The organism is Paraburkholderia nodosa DSM 21604 (genome assembly GCF_000519185.1).
GTDB classification, from domain to species: domain Bacteria; phylum Pseudomonadota; class Gammaproteobacteria; order Burkholderiales; family Burkholderiaceae; genus Paraburkholderia; species Paraburkholderia nodosa.
The window spans coordinates 1-18549 of the sequence record NZ_JAFA01000023.1 but is presented as its reverse complement, the minus strand read 5'-3'; the positions used below and the strand labels follow the sequence as shown (position 1 = coordinate 18549).

Genomic DNA, 18549 nt, shown 5'->3' with positions numbered 1-18549 from the left:
CCGATCAGGCCGATGGCGCTGCCGGCGCTTGCGGCGCCGGCGCAGTCAGGCGATCGAGGCGCGCGAGGAACCGGTCGGCGTTCTCGTAGCCGACCACGCGCAACACTTCACGCCCTTGCGTATCGAAGAAGATGATGCCCGGCGGTCCGAAGAGGCCGAAGCGCTTGAGCAGTGCCTGGTCGTCCGAATTGTTGGCGGTCACATCGGCGCGCAGCAGCCCCAGCTCCGCGAGGCGCGCCTGCACGCGCGGGTCGCTGAACGTGAGCTTCTCCATTTCCTTGCAGCTCACGCACCAGTCGGCGTAGAAGTCGAGCATCGAGGGCTTGCCCGCGGTCTTCAGCGCCGCGTCGAGTTGCGCGGGCGAGCGCACGGGCGCGAAGACCAATGCGTTCGCTTCGCTGGCGCCCGCGGACTGTGCCGCGCCGGCGGCGGCAATATCGCTCGCGCCGCCCACGCGCGCGGCCAGCACGGCGAGCGGACGCAGCGGATCGGTCGAACCCGCCGCAAGACCGACGATCAGCGTCGCGGCCCAGATCGCGAACGCCGCGCCGAGACCACGCCCGAGGCGCCGCCAGACGTTGGCCGCACCCGCGTTCGGCGTGAAGAGGCCAAGCGCGGCGGCCGCGAGCAGCAGCCAGAGGGCGGCGAGCAGCATCTGCGCGGTGGCGCCGAGCACCGGCCAGACGATCCACAGCGCGGCCGCCAGCAGCACGACGCCGAAGAACACCTTCACGCCATCCATCCACGTGCCCGCGCGAGGCAGCAGCGAGCCCGCGCCGATGCCGAGGATCATCAGCGGGACGCCAAGACCCAGCCCCATCGCAAAGAGCGCCGCGCCGCCGAGCACGGCGTTGCCCGTGTGCGCGATGAACGCCAGCACCGCGAAGAGCGGCGCGGTCATGCAGGCGCCCACCACGAGCGCGGAAAGCGCACCCATCACGGCGACAGCGGCGAATTTGCCGCCGGAACGGCCCTGGGTGGCGCGCGAGGCGCCGTCCTGCCAGCGCTGCGGCAGCGCGATGTCGTAGCCGGCAATCAGCATGACGGCGAACGCGGCGAGGAGCACCGCGAACACGCCCAGCACCCACGGGTTCTGCAGCCATGCGCCAAGGCTCTGGCCGACCAGGGCAGCGGCAATACCCAGCGCCGTGTAGACGAGCGCCATGCCGAGCACGTAGACGAACGAGAGCGCGAAGCCGCGCGAGCGCGTGACGCGGGCACCCTCACCAACGATGATCGCCGAGAGGATCGGGATCATCGGGTACGAGCAGGGCAAGAGGCTCAGCACCATGCCGGCCACGAAGTACAGGCCCACCACGGCGAAAAAGCCGCCGCCCTGCAACAGCGATTGCGCGTAGTCGGCGCTCGTGGCGCGCTCGTACCAGGGCTCGTCGGTACCGCCTGCTGCGGGTGCTGCGCTGGTTTGCGGCTGGGGCGCGGGCGTCGGGTTCGCTGCGCCCGGCACGGGGCTCTGGCCAGCCGTAGCGGCCTGCAACGCCGCGCCGCTTACGTGAAACACGTGTTCCGCGGGCGGATAACAGATGCCCGCATCGGCGCAGCCCTGCGATGTCACCGCAAGATCGAACGGACCGCTCGCCTTTTGCACCGGCACGCGGATCGTCAGCTCGCCTCGATAGGTTTCGACATTCTTCTGGAAGGTCGGATCGAACTTGACGTGGCCGGGCGGGATCTGCGCCTCGCCGAGCTGCGCCGTCCCGTTGCGCGCGGCGAAGGCGAAGCGCTCGCGGTACATGTAGTAGCCGTCGGCGATCTTGAAGTGCACGTCGACCATGCCCGGCACTTCGCTCGCGCTGAACGTGAAGGCCTGGTCGGGCGGCAGGAAGTCGTCGTCGGCCGCACGCGCGAGCGAAGTGCCAAACAGCATCGGCAGCAGACAGCAGACGAGCAGGAGAAAGCCGGACAGCGAAGCGTACGGCGCGGCGCGCGAGCGCCGATCGAAGCGGTTAGACATGAAGAGTGCGCTGAGTCTCGGCATTGACCCATTGCCCGTAGGCGTTCGACGCCGTGGCTTGCCACGAAAGAATCTCGGGCGTCTCGTAGGGATGCTGGGTCTGGATGAACTGTTCGAGCTCGGCCGCGCGGGCGAGGCTCGTCTTGAAGAGCAGCTGGATCTCGTTGCCCGACTCGATGTTGCCCTGCCAGTGATACTGCGAGTGCACGGCGCCCAGGCGCGTCACGCACGCAGCGAGGCGCTGCGCGAGCGCCCCGGCGGCGAGCGTTTCGGCGGTGCCCTCGTCGGGCACCGTAGTCAGCATCAGGGTCACATTGAGGGTCACGACGAACTCCGGCGTGGCGCCCGCGTGCGGGAGCAAACGGGCTTCGGGGCAGAACGTAATCGTACCATCGGCGCCGATCGGCTTCTCTAGTGCACCGTGTGGCAAAAGGGGACTGCAACCGGCAAACACGGTTCGGAGCGATTTCTTCCACGCCCGAAAACAAAAAAGCCAGGCTAGGCCTGGCTTTTTTTGCGTGCCGCTCAATCCGGGGATCAAGCGACGGAAAGCTTATTCCGCTTCCTGGATGTTCTCTTCCGCGACTTCCGGACGGTCGAGCAGTTCGACCAGTGCCATCGGTGCGTTGTCGCCAACACGGAAACCGAACTTCAGGATACGCAGGTAGCCGCCCGGACGGTTCGCGAAACGCGGACCGAGCACGTCGAACAGCTTCGTGACCGAGTCACGATCGCGCAGGCGGTTGAACGCCAGACGACGGTTTGCGAGCGACGGCTTCTTGCCCAGCGTGATGAGGGGCTCGACAACCTTACGGAGTTCCTTCGCCTTCGGCAGCGTCGTCTTGATGACTTCGTGCTCGATGAGCGAGTTGGACATGTTACGGAGCATTGCCAGACGGTGGCTGCTCGTGCGGTTCAGTTTCCGCAGACCATGACGGTGACGCATTTCAATTTCCTTGAAACAAAGTTTTGGTCCAGCTCTTCTATCGCCTCGCGGGTTTGGCAACCCCGACTAAGGCACGGGCCGGTACGTGAAAAAGGCAAGACGCGGATTTTAAAGGAAAATCCGCGTCCGTGCCAGACTTCTTACTTGTCGAGACCAGCCGGCGGCCAGTTTTCGAGCTTCATGCCAAGCGTGAGACCGCGCGAAGCGAGCACTTCCTTGATCTCGTTGAGCGACTTGCGACCCAGGTTCGGGGTCTTGAGCAGCTCGTTCTCGGTGCGCTGGATCAGATCGCCGATGTAGTAGATGTTCTCGGCCTTCAGGCAGTTCGCCGAGCGAACCGTGAGTTCGAGATCGTCCACCGGACGCAGCAGGATCGGGTCGATCTGCGGTGCGCGCGAAGGCGCTTCCGCGGCCGTTTCCGTGCCTTCCAGTGCCGCGAACACCGACAGCTGATCCACGAGGATGCGGGCCGACTGGCGGATCGCTTCCTCAGGCGAGATCACGCCGTTGGTTTCGATGTTCATCACGAGCTTGTCGAGGTCGGTACGCTGTTCGACACGCGCGCTTTCCACGGCGTAGCTCACGCGGCGAACCGGCGAGAACGACGCGTCCAGCACGATGCGGCCGATGATCTTGGCCGACTCTTCGCCGTAACGGCGCACGTTGCCCGGCACGTAGCCACGGCCCTTTTCGATCTTGATCTGCACGTCGAGCTTGCCGCCCTTCGTCAGACGCGCAACCACGTGATCCGGGTTGATCACTTCGCAGTCGTGCGAGAGTTCGATGTCGCCAGCGGTGACAACGCCTTCGCCTTCCTTGCGCAGCGTAACCGTCACTTCGTCACGGTTATGCAACTTGAAAACGACACCCTTGAGGTTCAGCAGCAGGTTGACCACATCCTCTTGCACACCATCGAGCGTCGAGTATTCGTGCACGACGCCTGCGATCGTCACTTCGGTCGGCGCGTAGCCCACCATCGACGACAGCAGCACGCGCCGGAGCGCGTTACCCAAGGTGTGGCCATAACCGCGTTCGAACGGCTCCATGACCACTTTCGCGTGGTTGTCGCCGAGCGATTCCACAGCGATGATCTTGGGTTTCAACAAACTGGTTTGCATAGGTTTTCCTTTTCAATACCCTCGGCTCGTTACACCGATAAGGCTGAGATGGCAACAACCTGAAAAAAACGGCCGAGGCCGCCTCCTGCGCGAAGCACAGAGGTTACCCCGGCCGTCAATCCGATTACCGCGAATACAATTCGACGATCAGGCTTTCGTTGATGTCGCCAGCGATGTCGCTGCGCTCAGGCATGCCCTTGAACGTGCCTTCGAACTTCTTCGCGTCGACCGACACCCAACCTGCCATGCCGCCTTGCTCTGCGAGCGAGAGGGCTTCGACGATACGCGCCTGCTTCTTCGCCTTTTCGCGAATCGCGACGACGTCGCCAGCCTTCACTTGCATCGACGGGATGTTCGCGACGACGCCGTTCAGCGTGAGAGCCTTGTGGCCCACGAGCTGGCGCGCTTCAGCGCGGGTCGATGCGAAGCCCATGCGGTACACGACGTTGTCGAGACGCGATTCGAGCAGTTGCAGCAGGTTTTCGCCGGTGTTGCCCTTGATGCGGTCAGCTTCCGCGAAGTAGCGGCGGAACTGGCGCTCGAGCACGCCGTAGATGCGCTTCACTTTTTGCTTTTCGCGAAGCTGCGTGCCGTAGTCGGACGTGCGCGCGCCCGAGGTGCGGCCGTGCTGACCCGGCTTGCTGTCGAGCTTGCACTTGTCGGCGAGCGAGCGGCGCGCGCTCTTCAGGAAGAGGTCGGTGCCTTCACGGCGGGACAGCTTGGCCTTCGGGCCGATATAACGTGCCACGTTGCTTTCCTTCGATAATTGATCACGCGAAACCTTAGTGGGAAAACCCGCGGTATCGCGCTAGTCCGGCCCTTTGAGCCGAACGGTGGGCTTAGTCAATTCAATAACGCCGAGAGCCTGGGTCGCCGTTTCCGGCGGCTCAGGCATTCGGCTAAAACGACGCCTTAGATGCGGCGGCGCTTCGGCGGACGGCAGCCGTTGTGCGGAACCGGCGTCACGTCGGAGATCGCGGTGATCTTGATGCCAAGACCATGCAGCGCGCGCACCGCCGATTCGCGGCCAGGACCGGGGCCCTTGATCCGCACTTCGAGGTTCTTGACGCCGTATTCCATCGCTACACGGCCAGCCGATTCAGCTGCGACCTGAGCTGCGAAGGGCGTCGACTTACGCGAGCCCTTGAAGCCCTGACCGCCCGACGTTGCCCAGGCAAGCGCGTTGCCTTGACGGTCGGTAATCGTGATGATGGTGTTGTTGAACGACGCGTGAACGTGAACCACGCCCTCGGCGACGTTCTTCTTAACCTTCTTGCGAACGCGTTGCGCCGCGGAGTTGTTCGAAGCCTTAGCCATTACGTTTTCCTGTAACTTTCAGTTCCGCTTACTTCTTCAGCGACTGTGCTGCGCGGCGCGGACCCTTACGCGTACGTGCGTTGGTACGCGTACGCTGGCCACGCAGGGGCAGGCCCTTGCGATGGCGCACGCCGCGGTAGCAGCCGAGGTCCATCAGGCGCTTGATGTTCATCGTCACTTCACGGCGGAGATCGCCTTCGACGACAAACTTGCCCACTTCCTCACGCAGCTTTTCCAGATCCGCGTCGTTCAGGTCCTTGACCTTCTTGTTGAACGGCACACCGGCGGACACGCAGATGTTGCGCGAACGCGTGCGGCCAACACCGAAAATTGCCGTCAGGCCGATTTCAGTGTGCTGGTGGTTCGGGATGTTAACCCCTGCAATACGAGCCATTGTTTTTCCTCAAACAAAAAGCGCAAGCGCGCTAATCAGCCTTGGCGCTGCTTGTGGCGCGGGTCCGAGCTGCAGATCACGCGAACGACGCCGTTGCGCTTGATGATTTTGCAGTTGCGGCAAATGCGCTTTACCGATGCCATCACTTTCATGATATTACCCTTTTTCCTAAATCACTTCGCCCGGAACACGATCCGCGCACGCGACAGATCGTAAGGCGTCAACTCAACCGTCACCTTGTCGCCCGGGAGAATGCGGATGTAGTGCATCCGCATCTTTCCGGAAATATGTCCCAGAACGACATGGCCGTTTTCCAGCTTCACCCGGAAGGTAGCGTTGGGGAGGTTTTCGATCACCTCGCCTTGCATCTGGATTACATCGTCTTTGGCCATAGGTCCTTTCAACGCATCGGGACGCCGCCGCCCTTGAAGTTGGCCTTCTTGAGCAGCGATTCATATTGTTGCGACATCACGTACGACTGCACCTGCGCCATGAAGTCCATTGTGACGACGACAATGATCAGCAGCGACGTTCCACCAAAATAAAACGGCACGTTCCAGCGCAGCACCAGAAACTCCGGCAGCAGGCAAACGAACACGATATAGATCGCACCGGCCAGCGTCAGACGCGTGAGGATGCGGTCGATATAGCGTGCCGTCTGATCGCCCGGGCGGATGCCAGGTACGAACGCGCCACTTTTCTTCAGGTTGTCGGCCGTTTCCCTGCTGTTGAACACCAGTGCGGTGTAGAAGAAGCAGAAGAACACGATCGCCAACGCGTACAGCAACACGTACACGGGCTGGCCAGGCTTGAGGGCTTCGGCCACATTGTGCAGCGTGTCCGCAAACCAGCCGGTTCGCGACCCCGAACTGAACCAGTTCAGGATAGTTGCCGGGAACAGGATGATCGACGACGCGAAGATCGGCGGAATCACACCCGACATGTTCAGCTTGAGCGGCAGGTGGGACGACTGCCCGCCGTAAATCTTGTTACCGACCTGACGCTTCGCATAGTTCACGAGGATCTTGCGCTGGCCGCGTTCGATGAACACCACCAGGTACGTCACGGCTGCGATCAGAACGACCACGATGATCGCCGAGATGATGCTCATCGAGCCGGTGCGAACCAGTTCGAAAAGACCACCGAGCGCATTCGGGAAGCCTGCCGCGATCCCGCCAAAGATGATGATCGAGATACCGTTGCCAAGCCCGCGTTCCGTGATCTGCTCACCAAGCCACATCAGGAACATCGTGCCCGTTACGAGCGTCACGACCGTCGTCAAGCGGAACACCATGCCCGGATCGATCACGAGGCCGGGCTGGTTTTCCAGCGCGACCGCGATGCCGAACGCCTGAAACGTCGCCAGCACCACCGTGAAGATCCGCGTGTACTGCGTGATCTTGCGTTGCCCAGCCTGCCCTTCTTTCTTCAGCGCTTCCAGCTGCGGCGAAACAATTGCCATCAGCTGCAGGATGATCGACGCCGAGATATACGGCATCACACCCAGCGCGAAGATCGTGAACCGCGACAGTGCGCCACCCGAGAACATGTTGAACATGCCAAGGATGCCGCCCGACTGGCTCTGGAAGAGCTTCGCCAGTTGGTCCGGATCGATACCCGGAACCGGAATATGCGCGCCGATACGATAAACGACCAACGCCAGCAGCAGGAACACTGCACGCCGGCGCAGGTCGCCGAACTTCGGTGCGCTGCGACCGGTTTTTGCGAGACTCGGGCTGTTAGCCAAGTACCTTCTCCGATGCAGATGTTAGTGACGGCGGGCAAGCCCGCGCGCACCACTCACAATCACTCGGCAAAAGAACCGCCTGCTGCTTCAATCGCAGCACGCGCATTCTTCGTCGCACCCAGACCCTTCACGACGACCTTGCGCTTGATCTCGCCGGTGGCGATGATCTTTGCGCTACGGGTCAGTTCGCCCACGAGGCCTGCCTGCTTGAGAGCCAGCAGATCGATTTCGTCGACCGGCAGCTTCTCGATGTCGGCGAGGCGCACTTCACCGACGAATTCCTTCGTCAGCGAGGTAAAGCCGCGCTTCGGCAGACGACGCTGCAGCGGCATTTGACCGCCTTCGAAGCCAACCTTGTGGAAGCCGCCCGAACGCGATTTCTGACCCTTGTGACCACGGCCAGCGGTCTTGCCGAGGCCGGAGCCGATGCCGCGACCGACGCGACGCTTAGCGTGCTTCGCGCCTTCTGCCGGCTTCAGGTTATTCAATTCCATTTTCAACTCCTGGAGTCCTGGTCGAGCGCTTAGCCGATGACCTTGACGAGGTACGAGACCTTGTTGATCATGCCGCGCACAGCCGGCGTGTCCTGCAGCTCGGAGACCGAGTTCAGGCGGCGCAGGCCGAGACCGCGCACGGTGGCGCGGTGCGTTTCGCGGGTCCCAATCAGGCTCTTGACGAGCTGAACCTTGACAGTTTTTTCAGACATGGTGCCCACCCTTAGCCCAGAATGTCTTCGACGGACTTGCCGCGCTTCGCCGCGATGTCAGCCGGGGTCGACTGCTTGCGCAGACCGTCCAGCGTGGCACGAACGAGGTTGTACGGGTTCGTCGAACCGTGGCTCTTGGCCACGACGTTCTGCACGCCCATCACGTCGAACACGGCGCGCATCGGGCCGCCGGCGATCACGCCCGTACCTGCCTTCGCCGGAGCGAGGAGGACGACCGATGCGCCGTGCTTGCCGTGCACTTCGTGTTGCAGGGTGCCGTTCTTCAGGGGCACCTTGAACATGTTGCGGCGAGCTTGTTCCATCGCCTTCTGGACAGCAACGGGCACTTCCTTCGACTTGCCCTTGCCCATACCGACGCGGCCATCACCGTCACCAACCACGGTCAGTGCGGCGAAGCCGAGAATACGGCCACCCTTCACGACCTTGGTCACGCGATTGACCGAAATCATTTTTTCGCGAAGGCCGTCGTCGCGTTCGTCAGCCTGAACTTTCGCTTGCATCTTTGCCATGACGAATTCCTTCCTTAGAACTTGAGCCCGGCTTCGCGCGCAGCATCAGCCAGCGCCTTGACGCGGCCGTGATAGCGGAAACCCGAGCGGTCAAAGGCGACGGATTCGATGCCGGCGGCCTTAGCCTTTTCTGCAATACGCTTGCCGATCAGCGAGGCTGCGGCGACGTTGCCGCCCTTGCCCGACTGGTCAGCCAGTTGCGCACGCACTTCAGCTTCAAGCGTCGACGCGCTGGCCAGCACCTTGGTGCCGCAGGGCGAGAACACTTGCGCATAGATGTGCGTGTTCGTGCGATGCACGGCCAGACGCGCGACCTGCAGCTCAGCGATCTTGAGACGCGTCTGACGAGCGCGGCGCAGGCGAGATTGAGTCTTATCCATGATTGCGCACCCTTACTTCTTCTTCGTTTCTTTGAGGATCACGACCTCGTCGGCGTAACGCACACCCTTGCCCTTGTAGGGCTCAGGCGGGCGATAACCGCGCACTTCTGCAGCGGTTTGGCCGACTTTCTGCTTGTCGATCCCCTTGATCACGATTTCCGTTTGCGACGGGGTTTCGGCCTTGATGCCTTCCGGCATCTGGTGCACCACAGGGTGCGAGAAACCCAGCGACAGGTTCAGCTTGTCGCCTTGCGCTTGAGCACGGTAGCCGACGCCAACCAGCGTCAGCTTGCGCTCAAAACCCTTCGTCACGCCTTGCACCATGTTCGCGACGATCGCGCGCATCGTGCCCGACATCGCATTGGCTTCGCGGCTGTCGTCGGTCGGCTCAAACTTGAGCGCGCCGTTGTCGTTCACCACCTTCACGAGGCGGTTCGCGGCTTGCGAAATCGTACCCAGCGCGCCCTTGACGGTAATCTTCTCGTCGCTGAGCGTCGCTTCTGCGCCTTGCAGCGCGACCGGACTCTTACCTACTCGAGACATGTTTCTTCTCCTTAGGCCTTAAGCGACGTAGCAGATAACTTCGCCGCCGACGCCAGTAGCGCGCGCCTTGCGGTCCGTCATCACACCCTTGGGCGTCGACACGATCGCAACGCCCAGGCCATTCATGACCTGCGGGATGTCGTTGCGGCCGCGGTACACGCGCAGACCCGGCTTCGAGACGCGTTCGATGCGCTCGATAACGGGACGGCCAGCGTAGTACTTCAACGCGATGTTCAATTCCGACTTCGCACCTTCGGTTTTCACCGCGAAGTCGTCGATATAACCTTCGTCCTTCAGAACCTGCGCAATCGCAATCTTCACTTTCGACGAGGGCATAGCAACCGAAACCTTCTCGACCATCTGCGCATTGCGGATGCGAGTCAGCATATCGGCGATAGGATCACTCATGCTCATTTATGTTTCTCCTATTACCAGCTCGCCTTGGTGATGCCAGGGATCTCACCACGGAACGCGATTTCACGAATCTTGTTACGTGCGAGACCGAATTTGCGGAACGTGCCACGCGGACGACCCGTGATCGCGCAGCGGTTACGCTTGCGGGTCGGGTTCGAGTTGCGGGGCAGTTGTTGCAGTTCGAGGCGAGCTGCGTAACGCTCTTCTTCCGACTTGCTTTGGTCGTCGATGATCGCCTTCAGCGATGCGCGCTTCGGCGCAAATTTCGCTGCCAGACGAGCGCGCTTCTTTTCACGTTCGATCAGTGCCAGTTTAGCCACGGTAACCTCAGTTTCTGAACGGGAACTTGAAGCCGGCGAGCAGTGCCTTTGCTTCTTCGTCGGTCTTCGCGGTCGTCGTGATGCTGATGTTCAGCCCACGCAGCGCGTCGATCTTGTCGTAGTCGATTTCGGGGAAAATGATCTGCTCTTTCACACCGATGTTGTAGTTACCACGGCCGTCGAACGCCTTGCCCGACACGCCACGGAAGTCGCGCACGCGGGGGAGCGCAACCGTCACGAAACGGTCCAGGAATTCGTACATGGCATTGCCACGCAGGGTAACCATCGTGCCGATCGGGTAGCTCTCGCGAATCTTGAAGCCGGCGATTGCCTTGCGCGACTTCGTGATGACGGGCTTCTGGCCGGCGATCTTCGTGAGGTCGCCAACGGCGTGCTCGAGGACCTTCTTGTCAGCGACGGCTTCACCAACACCCATGTTCAGGGTGATCTTGGTGAGGCGCGGCACTTCCATGACCGACTTGTAACCGAACTTCTCGATCAGGCCAGGAACGACCTTCTCTTTATAAAATTCTTGCAAACGTGCCATTTTTTACTCCGCAGCGTCAGGCGCTCAGAACAGCACCGGTCGTCTTCAGGAAACGAACTTTCTTGTCCCCTTCGACCTTGATGCCCACGCGCGACGGCTTACCGTTCGCGTCGACCAGTGCGACGTTCGAAATCTGCAGCGGCATCGTCTTGGCTTCCACACCGCCCGTCGTACCCTTCATCGGGTTCGGCTTCACGTGCTTCTTGACGATATTGACGCCTTCGACAGTGACGCGCTCGTCGCCCATAGCCAGCACGACGCCGCGCTTGCCTTTGTCTTTACCGGTGATGACGATAACTTCGTCACCCTTGCGAATCTTGTTCATCGCGACTCCTTACAGCACTTCCGGCGCCAGCGAAACGATCTTCATGAATCGTTCGCTACGCAGCTCACGCGTAACCGGCCCGAAAATGCGGGTGCCGATCGGCTCAAGCTTGGTATTCAAAAGCACGGCGGCGTTGCCATCGAACTTGATCAGCGAGCCGTCTTGACGGCGCACGCCCTTCGCAGTGCGAACCACAACAGCGTTGTAGATTTCGCCCTTTTTAACGCGCCCGCGCGGCGTTGCTTCCTTGACGCTCACCTTGATGATGTCGCCAATGCTGGCATAACGACGCTTCGAGCCGCCGAGCACCTTGATGCACAGGACTTCACGTGCACCCGTGTTGTCGGCCACTTCAAGCCGAGTTTCGGTCTGGATCATGGTTTATCTTTCCCAACTTAATCCGGTCGCGCCACCATGGCACATCCGGTCAGTCTTGGTCCCGTCAGCCGCGCCGCCACTAGAACGACCGCTCAGCTGCTTGGGTAAGAACAGCAGCGACGGCAAACGAAACCGGCCATCGCATTCCGGTGAATCTTGCTAACCCGGACTGGCGCCCGAATCTGCTTCCCCACCTACATCCGCCTGCTGCTTTGCCAACAGCAAACCTGAAAGGAGGGAAGACCAAGATTATAACCAGACAATCTTGGCCTCGCAAGCGAAATCTTTAGCGATTTCAACTACTTCTACACCCCGGGAAATGGCTCCCCGGGGTGTAGCGTCACGTTTTAGATGACGCGTGCTGCTTCGATCAGCTTCGACACGGTCCAGGCCTTCGTCTTCGAGAGAGGACGGGTTTCCTGGATTTCAACGAGGTCACCCTCGTTGTACGTGTTCGCTTCGTCGTGAGCGTGGTACTTCTTCGACTGCACGACGTACTTGCCGTAGATCGGGTGCTTGACGCGGCGCTCGACCAGGACGGTGACCGTCTTGTCCATCTTGTTGCTGACGACCTTGCCGACCAGCGTCCGCTTAAGCGAGGTTTTCACGCTTTCGTTCATTTCTGGTTCGCCTTCTGAGTCAGGACGGTCCGCACACGCGCGATGTCGCGACGGACCTTCTTCAGCTGGCTCGTGTTCGTGAGCTGCTGGGTCGCGAGTTGCATGCGCAGGCCGAATTGCGCCTTCAAGAGGTCCGACAGCTCTTTGTCGAGCGCGGCCTTGTCTTTCTGAAGAAGTTCAGATGCCTTCATCAATCACTCCTTAGGCGCCGAGCTGGCGAACCATGAAGACCGTCTTCAGCGGCAGCTTGGCTGCAGCCAGACGGAAGGCTTCACGGGCCAGTTCTTCGGACACACCATCCATTTCATACAGCATCTTGCCCGGCTGAATCTCGGCGACGTAGTACTCAGGGTTACCCTTACCGTTACCCATACGCACTTCCGCCGGCTTCTGCGAGATCGGCTTGTCCGGGAAGATACGGATCCAGATGCGGCCGCCACGCTTGATGTGACGCGTCATTGCACGACGCGCTGCTTCAATCTGACGCGCGGTCAGGCGACCACGACCGATAGCCTTCAGACCGTATTCACCGAACGAAACTGCGTTGCCGCGCGTTGCGACGCCGGTGTTACGACCCTTCTGCTCTTTGCGATACTTCCTGCGTTTCGGTTGCAGCATCGTTATTCTCCACTCTTGCCGTCACCGCCGGCGCCACGGCGCGGTGCGCCACGACGGGCACCCGGTGCGCCTTCACCATCACGGCGCGGACGACGATCGCCCGGACGCGCGTTGCGGCGCGGACGCTTTTCTTCGGCGACTTCTTCCACCACCGGTGCGTCGTTGCGGCCGAGCGTGTCGCCCTTGTAGACCCAAACCTTCACGCCGATGATGCCGTACGTCGTCTTCGCTTCCGAGGTTGCGTAGTCGATGTCAGCACGCAGCGTGTGAAGCGGCACTCGACCTTCGCGGTACCACTCGGTACGTGCGATTTCGATACCGTTCAGACGGCCGGCGCTCATGATCTTGATGCCCTGGGCACCCAGACGCATCGCGTTCTGCATCGCGCGCTTCATTGCGCGACGGAACATGATGCGGCGCTCGAGCTGCTGCGTGATCGAATCGGCGATCAGTTGAGCATCGGTTTCCGGCTTGCGGATTTCTTCGATGTTCACGTGAACCGGAACGCCCATGCGCTTCTGGAGTTCGGCCTTGAGGAGTTCGATGTCCTCGCCCTTCTTGCCGATCACCACACCCGGGCGCGAGCTGTAAATCGTGATGCGAGCGTTCTTTGCCGGACGCTCGATCACAACACGGCCCACCGAAGCGTTCTTCAGCTTCTTCTTCAGGTATTCACGAACACCGATGTCTTCCTTCAACATCGCCGCGAAATTGTTGTTGTTCGCGTACCAACGCGAAGCCCAATTGCGGCTGACGGCCAAACGGAAGCCAGTCGGATGAATTTTCTGTCCCATCGTATGGCTCCTTAATTCCCGACCGTCACAGTGATGTGACAGGATTGCTTCTCGATGCGGTTGCCGCGGCCCTTGGCGCGCGCGGTGAAACGCTTCAGCGAAGCTGCCTTGTCGACGTAGATGCTCTTGATCTTGAGCTCGTCGATGTCAGCACCTTCGTTGTGTTCCGCGTTTGCGATCGCCGAGAGCACAACCTTTTTCACGATGCCAGCCGCTTTCTTCGGCGAGAACGTCAGAACGTTCAGTGCCTTGTCGACCGGCAGACCGCGGATCTGGTCAGCCACAAGGCGCGTCTTCTGCGCCGAGATGCGGGCACCGCGATGAATTGCCTTCACTTCCATCTTGATTGCCCCTTATTTCTTGGCCTTCTTGTCGGCCGCGTGACCCTTGAACGTACGGGTCAATGCGAACTCGCCAAGCTTGTGGCCGACCATGTTTTCCGTGACATACACCGGAACGTGTTGACGGCCGTTGTGCACGGCAATCGTCAGGCCGATGAAGTCCGGCAGAATCGTCGAACGACGCGACCAGGTCTTGATCGGTTTCTTGTCGCGCGTAGCTGCAGCCGCCTCAACCTTCTTCAGCAAATGGGCGTCGCAGAACGGACCTTTCTTAATAGAACGTGCCATTGCCTACTCCTTAACGCTTGTGACGGCGCTGGACGATCATGCTCGTCGTGCGCTTGTTGCTGCGGGTGCGATAGCCCTTCGTCGGCGTGCCCCACGGGCTCACCGGGTCGCGACCAGCCGCAGTCTTGCCTTCGCCACCACCGTGCGGGTGGTCGACCGGGTTCATTGCAACGCCACGGACCGTCGGGCGGATACCGCGCCAGCGGTTCGCGCCAGCCTTACCGATTTGACGGAGGCTGTGCTCTTCGTTGCCGACTTCACCGATCGTTGCCCGGCATTCGACGTGCACGCGGCGGATTTCGCCCGAACGCAGACGAACCTGCGCGTAGACGCCTTCACGTGCCAGCAGCATTGCCGACGTGCCAGCCGAACGCGCCATTTGCGCGCCCTTGCCCGGCAGCATTTCGATGCAGTGGATCGTCGTACCGACCGGAATGTTGCGGATCGGCAGCGTGTTGCCTGCACGGATCGGCGCTTCCGAACCCGACATCAGCTGCGTGCCAACCGTCACGCCCTTCGGCGCGATGATGTAGCGGCGCTCGCCGTCTGCGTAAAGAACCAGCGCAATGTTCGCGCTACGGTTCGGGTCATACTCGAGACGCTCCACCTTCGCGGCGATGCCATCCTTCGTACGACGGAAATCGATCACACGGTAGTGCTGCTTGTGACCACCACCCTGGTGACGCGTCGTGATGCGACCGTTGTTGTTACGGCCAGCCGTCGAGGACTTCTTTTCGAGCAGTGCCGCGAACGGCGCGCCCTTATGGAGGTCCTTGTTGACGATCTTGACCATCGCGCGGCGACCCGGCGAGGTCGGCTTAACTTTCACGATTGCCATGATTACTTGGCCTCCGCTTCAAAGTTGATTTCCTGGCCGGGCTTCAGGCAGACATACGCCTTCTTCACGTCCTTGCGCTTGCCGTTGAAGCGGCCAAAGCGCTTGGCTTTGCCCTTCTGGACCAGCACGTTGACGGACTCGACTTCCACCTTGAACAGCAGCTCGACAGCAGCCTTGACTTCCTGCTTGTTCGCGTCCGGCGCGACTTCGAAGACGACTTGTTCGTTCTTCTCCGCAACCAGCGTCGCCTTTTCGGAGATCACCGGTGCGAGCAGGACCTGCATCAAACGATGATCGTTCTTGCGAATCTCGCTCATGACAGCAACTCCTCGATCTGGGCGACCGCTGCCTTCGTGATCAGGATCTTCTTGAAGTAGATCAGCGAGAGCGGGTCGGCAAAACGCGGCTCAACGACTGCCACGTGGGGCAGGTTGCGCGACGCGAGATACAGGTTCTCGTCGACCGTGTCGGTGATGACCAGCACGGATTCGAGACCCATGGCCTTGAACTTTTCGGCCAGCAGCTTCGTCTTCGGCGCTTCGAGCGAAAGCTCTTCGACAACCGAGATACGGCCTTCGCGGGCCAGCTGCGAGAAGATCGAGCAGAGACCTGCGCGATGCATCTTCTTGTTGACCTTGTGCGAGAAGTTTTCTTCCGGCGAATTCGGGAAGATGCGACCACCGCCACGCCACAGCGGGCTCGACGACATACCGGCACGAGCGCGGCCCGTACCCTTCTGACGCCACGGCTTCTTGGTGGTGTGCTTGACCTGTTCGCGGTCCTTCTGCGCGCGGTTACCGCTGCGCGCGTTCGCCTGGTAGGCGATAACGATCTGGTGGATCAGCGCTTCGTTGTAGTCACGGCCGAACACGACGTCCGACGCGTTGACAGCTGCGCCTTCCTGACCATTAGCGTTCAGGAGCTTCAGTTCCATTATTGCGCTCCTTTCTTGGCGCGCGCCTTGACGGCGGGCGTCACGAAAACCTTGCCGCCCTTTGCACCCGGGACAGCACCCTTGACCAGCAGCAGCTTGCGCTCTGCGTCGATACGGGCGATTTCGAGGTTTTGCACCGTCACGGTTTCGTCACCCATGTGACCGGTCATGCGCTTACCCGGGAACACGCGACCCGGATCCTGCGCCATACCGATCGAGCCCGGCACATTGTGCGAGCGCGAGTTACCGTGCGAAGCACGACCCGAAGCGAAGTTGTAACGCTTGATGGTACCGGCGTAGCCCTTACCGATCGAGGTGCCTTGCACGTCGATCTTCTGGCCTTCTTCGAAGAGTTCCACACCGATCACAGCGCCAGCGGACAGTTCGGCGGCCTTAGCGGCGTCGATCTGGAATTCCTTGAGGATTTCACCGGCTTGAACGCCAGCTTTGGCGAGATGACCTGCGAGCGGCTTCGTCACGCGCGATGCACGGCGCGTACCGAAAGTAACCTGCACGGCCGTGTAGCCGTCGGTTTCTACAGTCTTGATCTGCGTCACGCGGTTGTCGGACACGTCCAGCACGGTCACGGGAATCGAATCCCCTTCGGCCGTGAAGATACGGGTCATGCCAACCTTGCGACCTACGAGTCCAAGGCTCATCGTTTTCTCCATTCCCGACTGCGATTGGTCGGGGCTAATTTACAAAGTACCGGCATGTTTTCGAGGTAAAGGCCCGAAAGGGACACACCGATTTTTTGCGCAAACGCGCGAAAAGACGTCAAGTATAACGTCCTTCTTCGTTTTCCGCAAGCAATCAAAGACTTAGCGCCACCAGAAGATTCTGGCAGCGCTCGAGGCTCTTACTGCAGCTTGATTTCGACGTCCACGCCAGCCGGGAGGTCCAGCTTCATCAGCGCGTCAACGGTCTTGTCCGTCGGGTCGACGATGTCCATCAGGCGCAGGTGCGTGCGGATTTCGAGCTGATCGCGCGACGTCTTGTTGACGTGCGGCGAACGCAGGATGTCGAAACGCTGGATGCGCGTGGGCAGCGGCACCGGGCCACGAACGATTGCACCCGTCCGCTTCGCCGTGTCGACGATTTCAGCAGCCGACTGGTCGATCAGGCGATAGTCGAAAGCCTTCAGGCGAATACGGATCTTTTGGTTCTGCATGACAATTCCTTGAAAAGAGCGAGGCGGACTTGCGCCGCCAAACGATATAAAGAGCGCGGGACCGACCCGCGACAAGGTGTCGCGAGAACGGTCCCTGGGTACATCAACTTCTACAGCAAGCCGAGTATTCTACTCGAATTACTCGATGATCTTCGCAACCACGCCGGCGCCGACGGTACGGCCACCTTCGCGGATTGCGAAGCGCAGACCTTCTTCCATCGCGATCGGAGCGATCAGCTTCACCGTGATCGACACGTTGTCGCCCGGCATGACCATTTCCTTGTCCTTCGGCAGCTCGATCGAGCCCGTCACGTCCGTCGTACGGAAGTAGAACTGCGGACGGTAGTTGTTGAAGAACGGCGTGTGACGGCCGCCTTCGTCCTTGCTCAGCACGTACACTTCAGCCGTGAAGTGCGTGTGCGGCGTGATCGAACCCGGCTTGGCCAGCACCTGGCCACGCTCCACGTCTTCACGCTTCGTGCCGCGCAGCAGGATACCCACGTTGTCGCCCGCCTGACCCTGGTCGAGCAGCTTGCGGAACATTTCCACGCCCGTGCAGGTCGTCTTCACCGTCGGCTTGATACCGACGATTTCGATTTCCTCGCCGACCTTGACGATGCCGCGCTCGACGCGACCCGTCACCACCGTGCCGCGACCCGAGATCGAGAACACGTCTTCCACCGGCATCAGGAACGCGCCGTCAACCGCACGCTCCGGCGTCGGGATGTACGTGTCCAGTGCGTCGGCCAGGTTCATGATCGCCACTTCACCCAGTTCGCCCTTGTCGCCTTCCAGCGCCAGCTTGGCCGAACCCTTGATGATCGGCGTGTCGTCGCCCGGGAAGTCGTACTTCGACAGGAGCTCGCGCACTTCCATTTCGACCAGCTCGAGCAGCTCGGCGTCGTCGACCATGTCGCACTTGTTCAGGAACACGATGATGTAAGGCACGCCAACCTGACGGGCGAGCAGGATGTGCTCACGCGTTTGCGGCATCGGGCCGTCAGCGGCCGAGCACACCAGGATGGCGCCGTCCATCTGTGCCGCGCCCGTGATCATGTTCTTCACGTAGTCAGCGTGGCCCGGGCAGTCGACGTGTGCGTAGTGGCGGTTAGCCGTTTCGTACTCGACGTGCGCGGTGTTGATGGTAATACCACGTGCCTTTTCTTCCGGCGCTGCGTCGATCTGGTCGTACGCCTTCGCCTCGCCGCCGAACTTCGCGGTCAGAACCGTCGTGATCGCTGCCGTCAGCGTGGTCTTGCCGTGGTCAACGTGACCGATCGTGCCCACGTTCACGTGCGGCTTGGTCCG

The 18549-nt window shown here is 60.9% G+C and carries 32 protein-coding genes; all 32 read right to left on the bottom strand.

All coding sequences use genetic code 11. The annotated features are described in order from the left end of the window. Window positions 1-4: 4 nt before the first annotated feature. On the bottom strand, window positions 5-1972 hold the full coding sequence (gene dsbD, locus A3CW_RS0128145; RefSeq protein WP_028206530.1) for a protein-disulfide reductase DsbD: 1968 nt from the start codon (window positions 1970-1972) through the stop codon (window positions 5-7). Beyond that, window positions 1965-2276, bottom strand: coding sequence for a divalent-cation tolerance protein CutA (gene cutA, locus A3CW_RS0128140; RefSeq protein WP_211254093.1), 312 nt, complete (start codon window positions 2274-2276; stop codon window positions 1965-1967). Before cutA ends, dsbD begins: the two co-directional genes overlap by 8 nt. A 249-nt stretch (window positions 2277-2525) precedes the next feature. After that, window positions 2526-2918, bottom strand: coding sequence for a 50S ribosomal protein L17 (gene rplQ, locus A3CW_RS0128135; RefSeq protein WP_028206528.1), 393 nt, complete (start codon window positions 2916-2918; stop codon window positions 2526-2528). 140 nt (window positions 2919-3058) lie between these two features. Then, window positions 3059-4036 (bottom strand): DNA-directed RNA polymerase subunit alpha, encoded by a 978-nt coding sequence (locus A3CW_RS0128130; protein ID WP_028206527.1) that lies wholly within the window; start codon window positions 4034-4036, stop codon window positions 3059-3061. A 124-nt stretch (window positions 4037-4160) separates the two neighbouring features. Beyond that, on the bottom strand, window positions 4161-4784 hold the full coding sequence (gene rpsD / locus A3CW_RS0128125; RefSeq protein ID WP_028206526.1) for a 30S ribosomal protein S4: 624 nt from the start codon (window positions 4782-4784) through the stop codon (window positions 4161-4163). Between the two features lie 164 nt (window positions 4785-4948). Further along, window positions 4949-5353, bottom strand: coding sequence for a 30S ribosomal protein S11 (rpsK, locus tag A3CW_RS0128120; RefSeq protein WP_006052224.1), 405 nt, complete (start codon window positions 5351-5353; stop codon window positions 4949-4951). A gap of 28 nt (window positions 5354-5381) precedes the next feature. Further along, window positions 5382-5747: a 30S ribosomal protein S13 gene (rpsM, locus tag A3CW_RS0128115; protein ID WP_028206525.1), complete on the bottom strand. Its 366-nt coding sequence runs from the start codon at window positions 5745-5747 to the stop codon at window positions 5382-5384. A gap of 35 nt (window positions 5748-5782) precedes the next feature. Further along, window positions 5783-5899 (bottom strand): 50S ribosomal protein L36, encoded by a 117-nt coding sequence (gene rpmJ / locus A3CW_RS0128110; protein ID WP_027819338.1) that lies wholly within the window; start codon window positions 5897-5899, stop codon window positions 5783-5785. 21 nt (window positions 5900-5920) lie between these two features. Continuing rightward, window positions 5921-6139 carry a translation initiation factor IF-1 gene (infA, locus tag A3CW_RS0128105; protein ID WP_004521905.1) on the bottom strand — a complete coding sequence of 73 codons (219 nt, stop codon included), beginning with the start codon at window positions 6137-6139 and terminating at the stop codon, window positions 5921-5923. A gap of 8 nt (window positions 6140-6147) precedes the next feature. After that, on the bottom strand, window positions 6148-7494 hold the full coding sequence (gene secY, locus A3CW_RS0128100) for a preprotein translocase subunit SecY (protein ID WP_028206524.1): 1347 nt from the start codon (window positions 7492-7494) through the stop codon (window positions 6148-6150). 59 nt (window positions 7495-7553) lie between these two features. After that, window positions 7554-7988: a 50S ribosomal protein L15 gene (gene rplO, locus A3CW_RS0128095; protein ID WP_028206523.1), complete on the bottom strand. Its 435-nt coding sequence runs from the start codon at window positions 7986-7988 to the stop codon at window positions 7554-7556. A gap of 29 nt (window positions 7989-8017) precedes the next feature. Continuing rightward, window positions 8018-8200 carry a 50S ribosomal protein L30 gene (gene rpmD, locus A3CW_RS0128090; protein ID WP_010106952.1) on the bottom strand — a complete coding sequence of 61 codons (183 nt, stop codon included), beginning with the start codon at window positions 8198-8200 and terminating at the stop codon, window positions 8018-8020. An 11-nt stretch (window positions 8201-8211) separates the two neighbouring features. Further along, entirely contained in the window at window positions 8212-8730 is a 519-nt protein-coding gene (rpsE, locus tag A3CW_RS0128085) for a 30S ribosomal protein S5 (RefSeq protein WP_028206522.1), read from the bottom strand. Between the two features lie 14 nt (window positions 8731-8744). Beyond that, window positions 8745-9110 carry a 50S ribosomal protein L18 gene (gene rplR, locus A3CW_RS0128080; RefSeq protein WP_027819343.1) on the bottom strand — a complete coding sequence of 122 codons (366 nt, stop codon included), beginning with the start codon at window positions 9108-9110 and terminating at the stop codon, window positions 8745-8747. Between the two features lie 12 nt (window positions 9111-9122). Next, on the bottom strand, window positions 9123-9653 hold the full coding sequence (gene rplF, locus A3CW_RS0128075) for a 50S ribosomal protein L6 (RefSeq protein WP_028206521.1): 531 nt from the start codon (window positions 9651-9653) through the stop codon (window positions 9123-9125). An 18-nt stretch (window positions 9654-9671) separates the two neighbouring features. Continuing rightward, window positions 9672-10067, bottom strand: coding sequence for a 30S ribosomal protein S8 (gene rpsH / locus A3CW_RS0128070; protein WP_027819345.1), 396 nt, complete (start codon window positions 10065-10067; stop codon window positions 9672-9674). A 14-nt stretch (window positions 10068-10081) separates the two neighbouring features. Then, window positions 10082-10387 carry a 30S ribosomal protein S14 gene (gene rpsN / locus A3CW_RS0128065; RefSeq protein WP_028206520.1) on the bottom strand — a complete coding sequence of 102 codons (306 nt, stop codon included), beginning with the start codon at window positions 10385-10387 and terminating at the stop codon, window positions 10082-10084. Between the two features lie 7 nt (window positions 10388-10394). Next, the gene (rplE, locus tag A3CW_RS0128060) at window positions 10395-10934 is read right to left on the bottom strand and encodes a 50S ribosomal protein L5 (RefSeq protein ID WP_028206519.1); all 540 of its coding nucleotides are present in this window, start codon (window positions 10932-10934) and stop codon (window positions 10395-10397) included. A 16-nt stretch (window positions 10935-10950) separates the two neighbouring features. Continuing rightward, window positions 10951-11259, bottom strand: a complete 309-nt coding sequence (gene rplX, locus A3CW_RS0128055; protein WP_028206518.1) for a 50S ribosomal protein L24 — start codon at window positions 11257-11259, stop codon at window positions 10951-10953. Between the two features lie 9 nt (window positions 11260-11268). Beyond that, window positions 11269-11637, bottom strand: coding sequence for a 50S ribosomal protein L14 (gene rplN / locus A3CW_RS0128050; protein ID WP_028206517.1), 369 nt, complete (start codon window positions 11635-11637; stop codon window positions 11269-11271). Window positions 11638-11984: 347 nt separating this feature from the next. Further along, the gene (gene rpsQ / locus A3CW_RS0128045; RefSeq protein ID WP_028206516.1) at window positions 11985-12257 is read right to left on the bottom strand and encodes a 30S ribosomal protein S17; all 273 of its coding nucleotides are present in this window, start codon (window positions 12255-12257) and stop codon (window positions 11985-11987) included. Then, complete coding sequence (gene rpmC / locus A3CW_RS0128040; protein ID WP_028206515.1) at window positions 12254-12448, bottom strand: 50S ribosomal protein L29; 195 nt, start codon at window positions 12446-12448, stop codon at window positions 12254-12256. The genes rpsQ and rpmC overlap by 4 nt, the downstream gene beginning before the upstream one ends. Window positions 12449-12458: 10 nt before the next feature. Further along, entirely contained in the window at window positions 12459-12875 is a 417-nt protein-coding gene (gene rplP, locus A3CW_RS0128035) for a 50S ribosomal protein L16 (protein ID WP_027797288.1), read from the bottom strand. A gap of 2 nt (window positions 12876-12877) precedes the next feature. Then, entirely contained in the window at window positions 12878-13669 is a 792-nt protein-coding gene (gene rpsC, locus A3CW_RS0128030) for a 30S ribosomal protein S3 (protein WP_027797287.1), read from the bottom strand. Window positions 13670-13680: 11 nt separating this feature from the next. Next, entirely contained in the window at window positions 13681-14010 is a 330-nt protein-coding gene (gene rplV / locus A3CW_RS0128025; protein WP_004199272.1) for a 50S ribosomal protein L22, read from the bottom strand. Window positions 14011-14022: 12 nt separating this feature from the next. After that, a complete protein-coding gene (gene rpsS / locus A3CW_RS0128020; RefSeq protein WP_027797286.1) occupies window positions 14023-14298 on the bottom strand; it encodes a 30S ribosomal protein S19 in 276 nt (91 codons plus the stop codon). 10 nt (window positions 14299-14308) lie between these two features. Then, on the bottom strand, window positions 14309-15136 hold the full coding sequence (gene rplB / locus A3CW_RS0128015) for a 50S ribosomal protein L2 (protein ID WP_028206514.1): 828 nt from the start codon (window positions 15134-15136) through the stop codon (window positions 14309-14311). Between the two features lie 2 nt (window positions 15137-15138). Then, a complete protein-coding gene (gene rplW, locus A3CW_RS0128010; protein WP_028206513.1) occupies window positions 15139-15453 on the bottom strand; it encodes a 50S ribosomal protein L23 in 315 nt (104 codons plus the stop codon). Further along, window positions 15450-16070: a 50S ribosomal protein L4 gene (gene rplD, locus A3CW_RS0128005; RefSeq protein WP_028206512.1), complete on the bottom strand. Its 621-nt coding sequence runs from the start codon at window positions 16068-16070 to the stop codon at window positions 15450-15452. The genes rplW and rplD overlap by 4 nt, the downstream gene beginning before the upstream one ends. After that, complete coding sequence (rplC, locus tag A3CW_RS0128000; protein WP_028206511.1) at window positions 16070-16729, bottom strand: 50S ribosomal protein L3; 660 nt, start codon at window positions 16727-16729, stop codon at window positions 16070-16072. The genes rplD and rplC overlap by 1 nt, the downstream gene beginning before the upstream one ends. A gap of 200 nt (window positions 16730-16929) precedes the next feature. Beyond that, window positions 16930-17241: a 30S ribosomal protein S10 gene (gene rpsJ, locus A3CW_RS0127995; protein ID WP_017777154.1), complete on the bottom strand. Its 312-nt coding sequence runs from the start codon at window positions 17239-17241 to the stop codon at window positions 16930-16932. Window positions 17242-17379: 138 nt separating this feature from the next. Continuing rightward, window positions 17380-18549: elongation factor Tu (gene tuf / locus A3CW_RS0127990; RefSeq protein ID WP_028206510.1), on the bottom strand; the 1170-nt coding region annotated here is incomplete at its 5' end.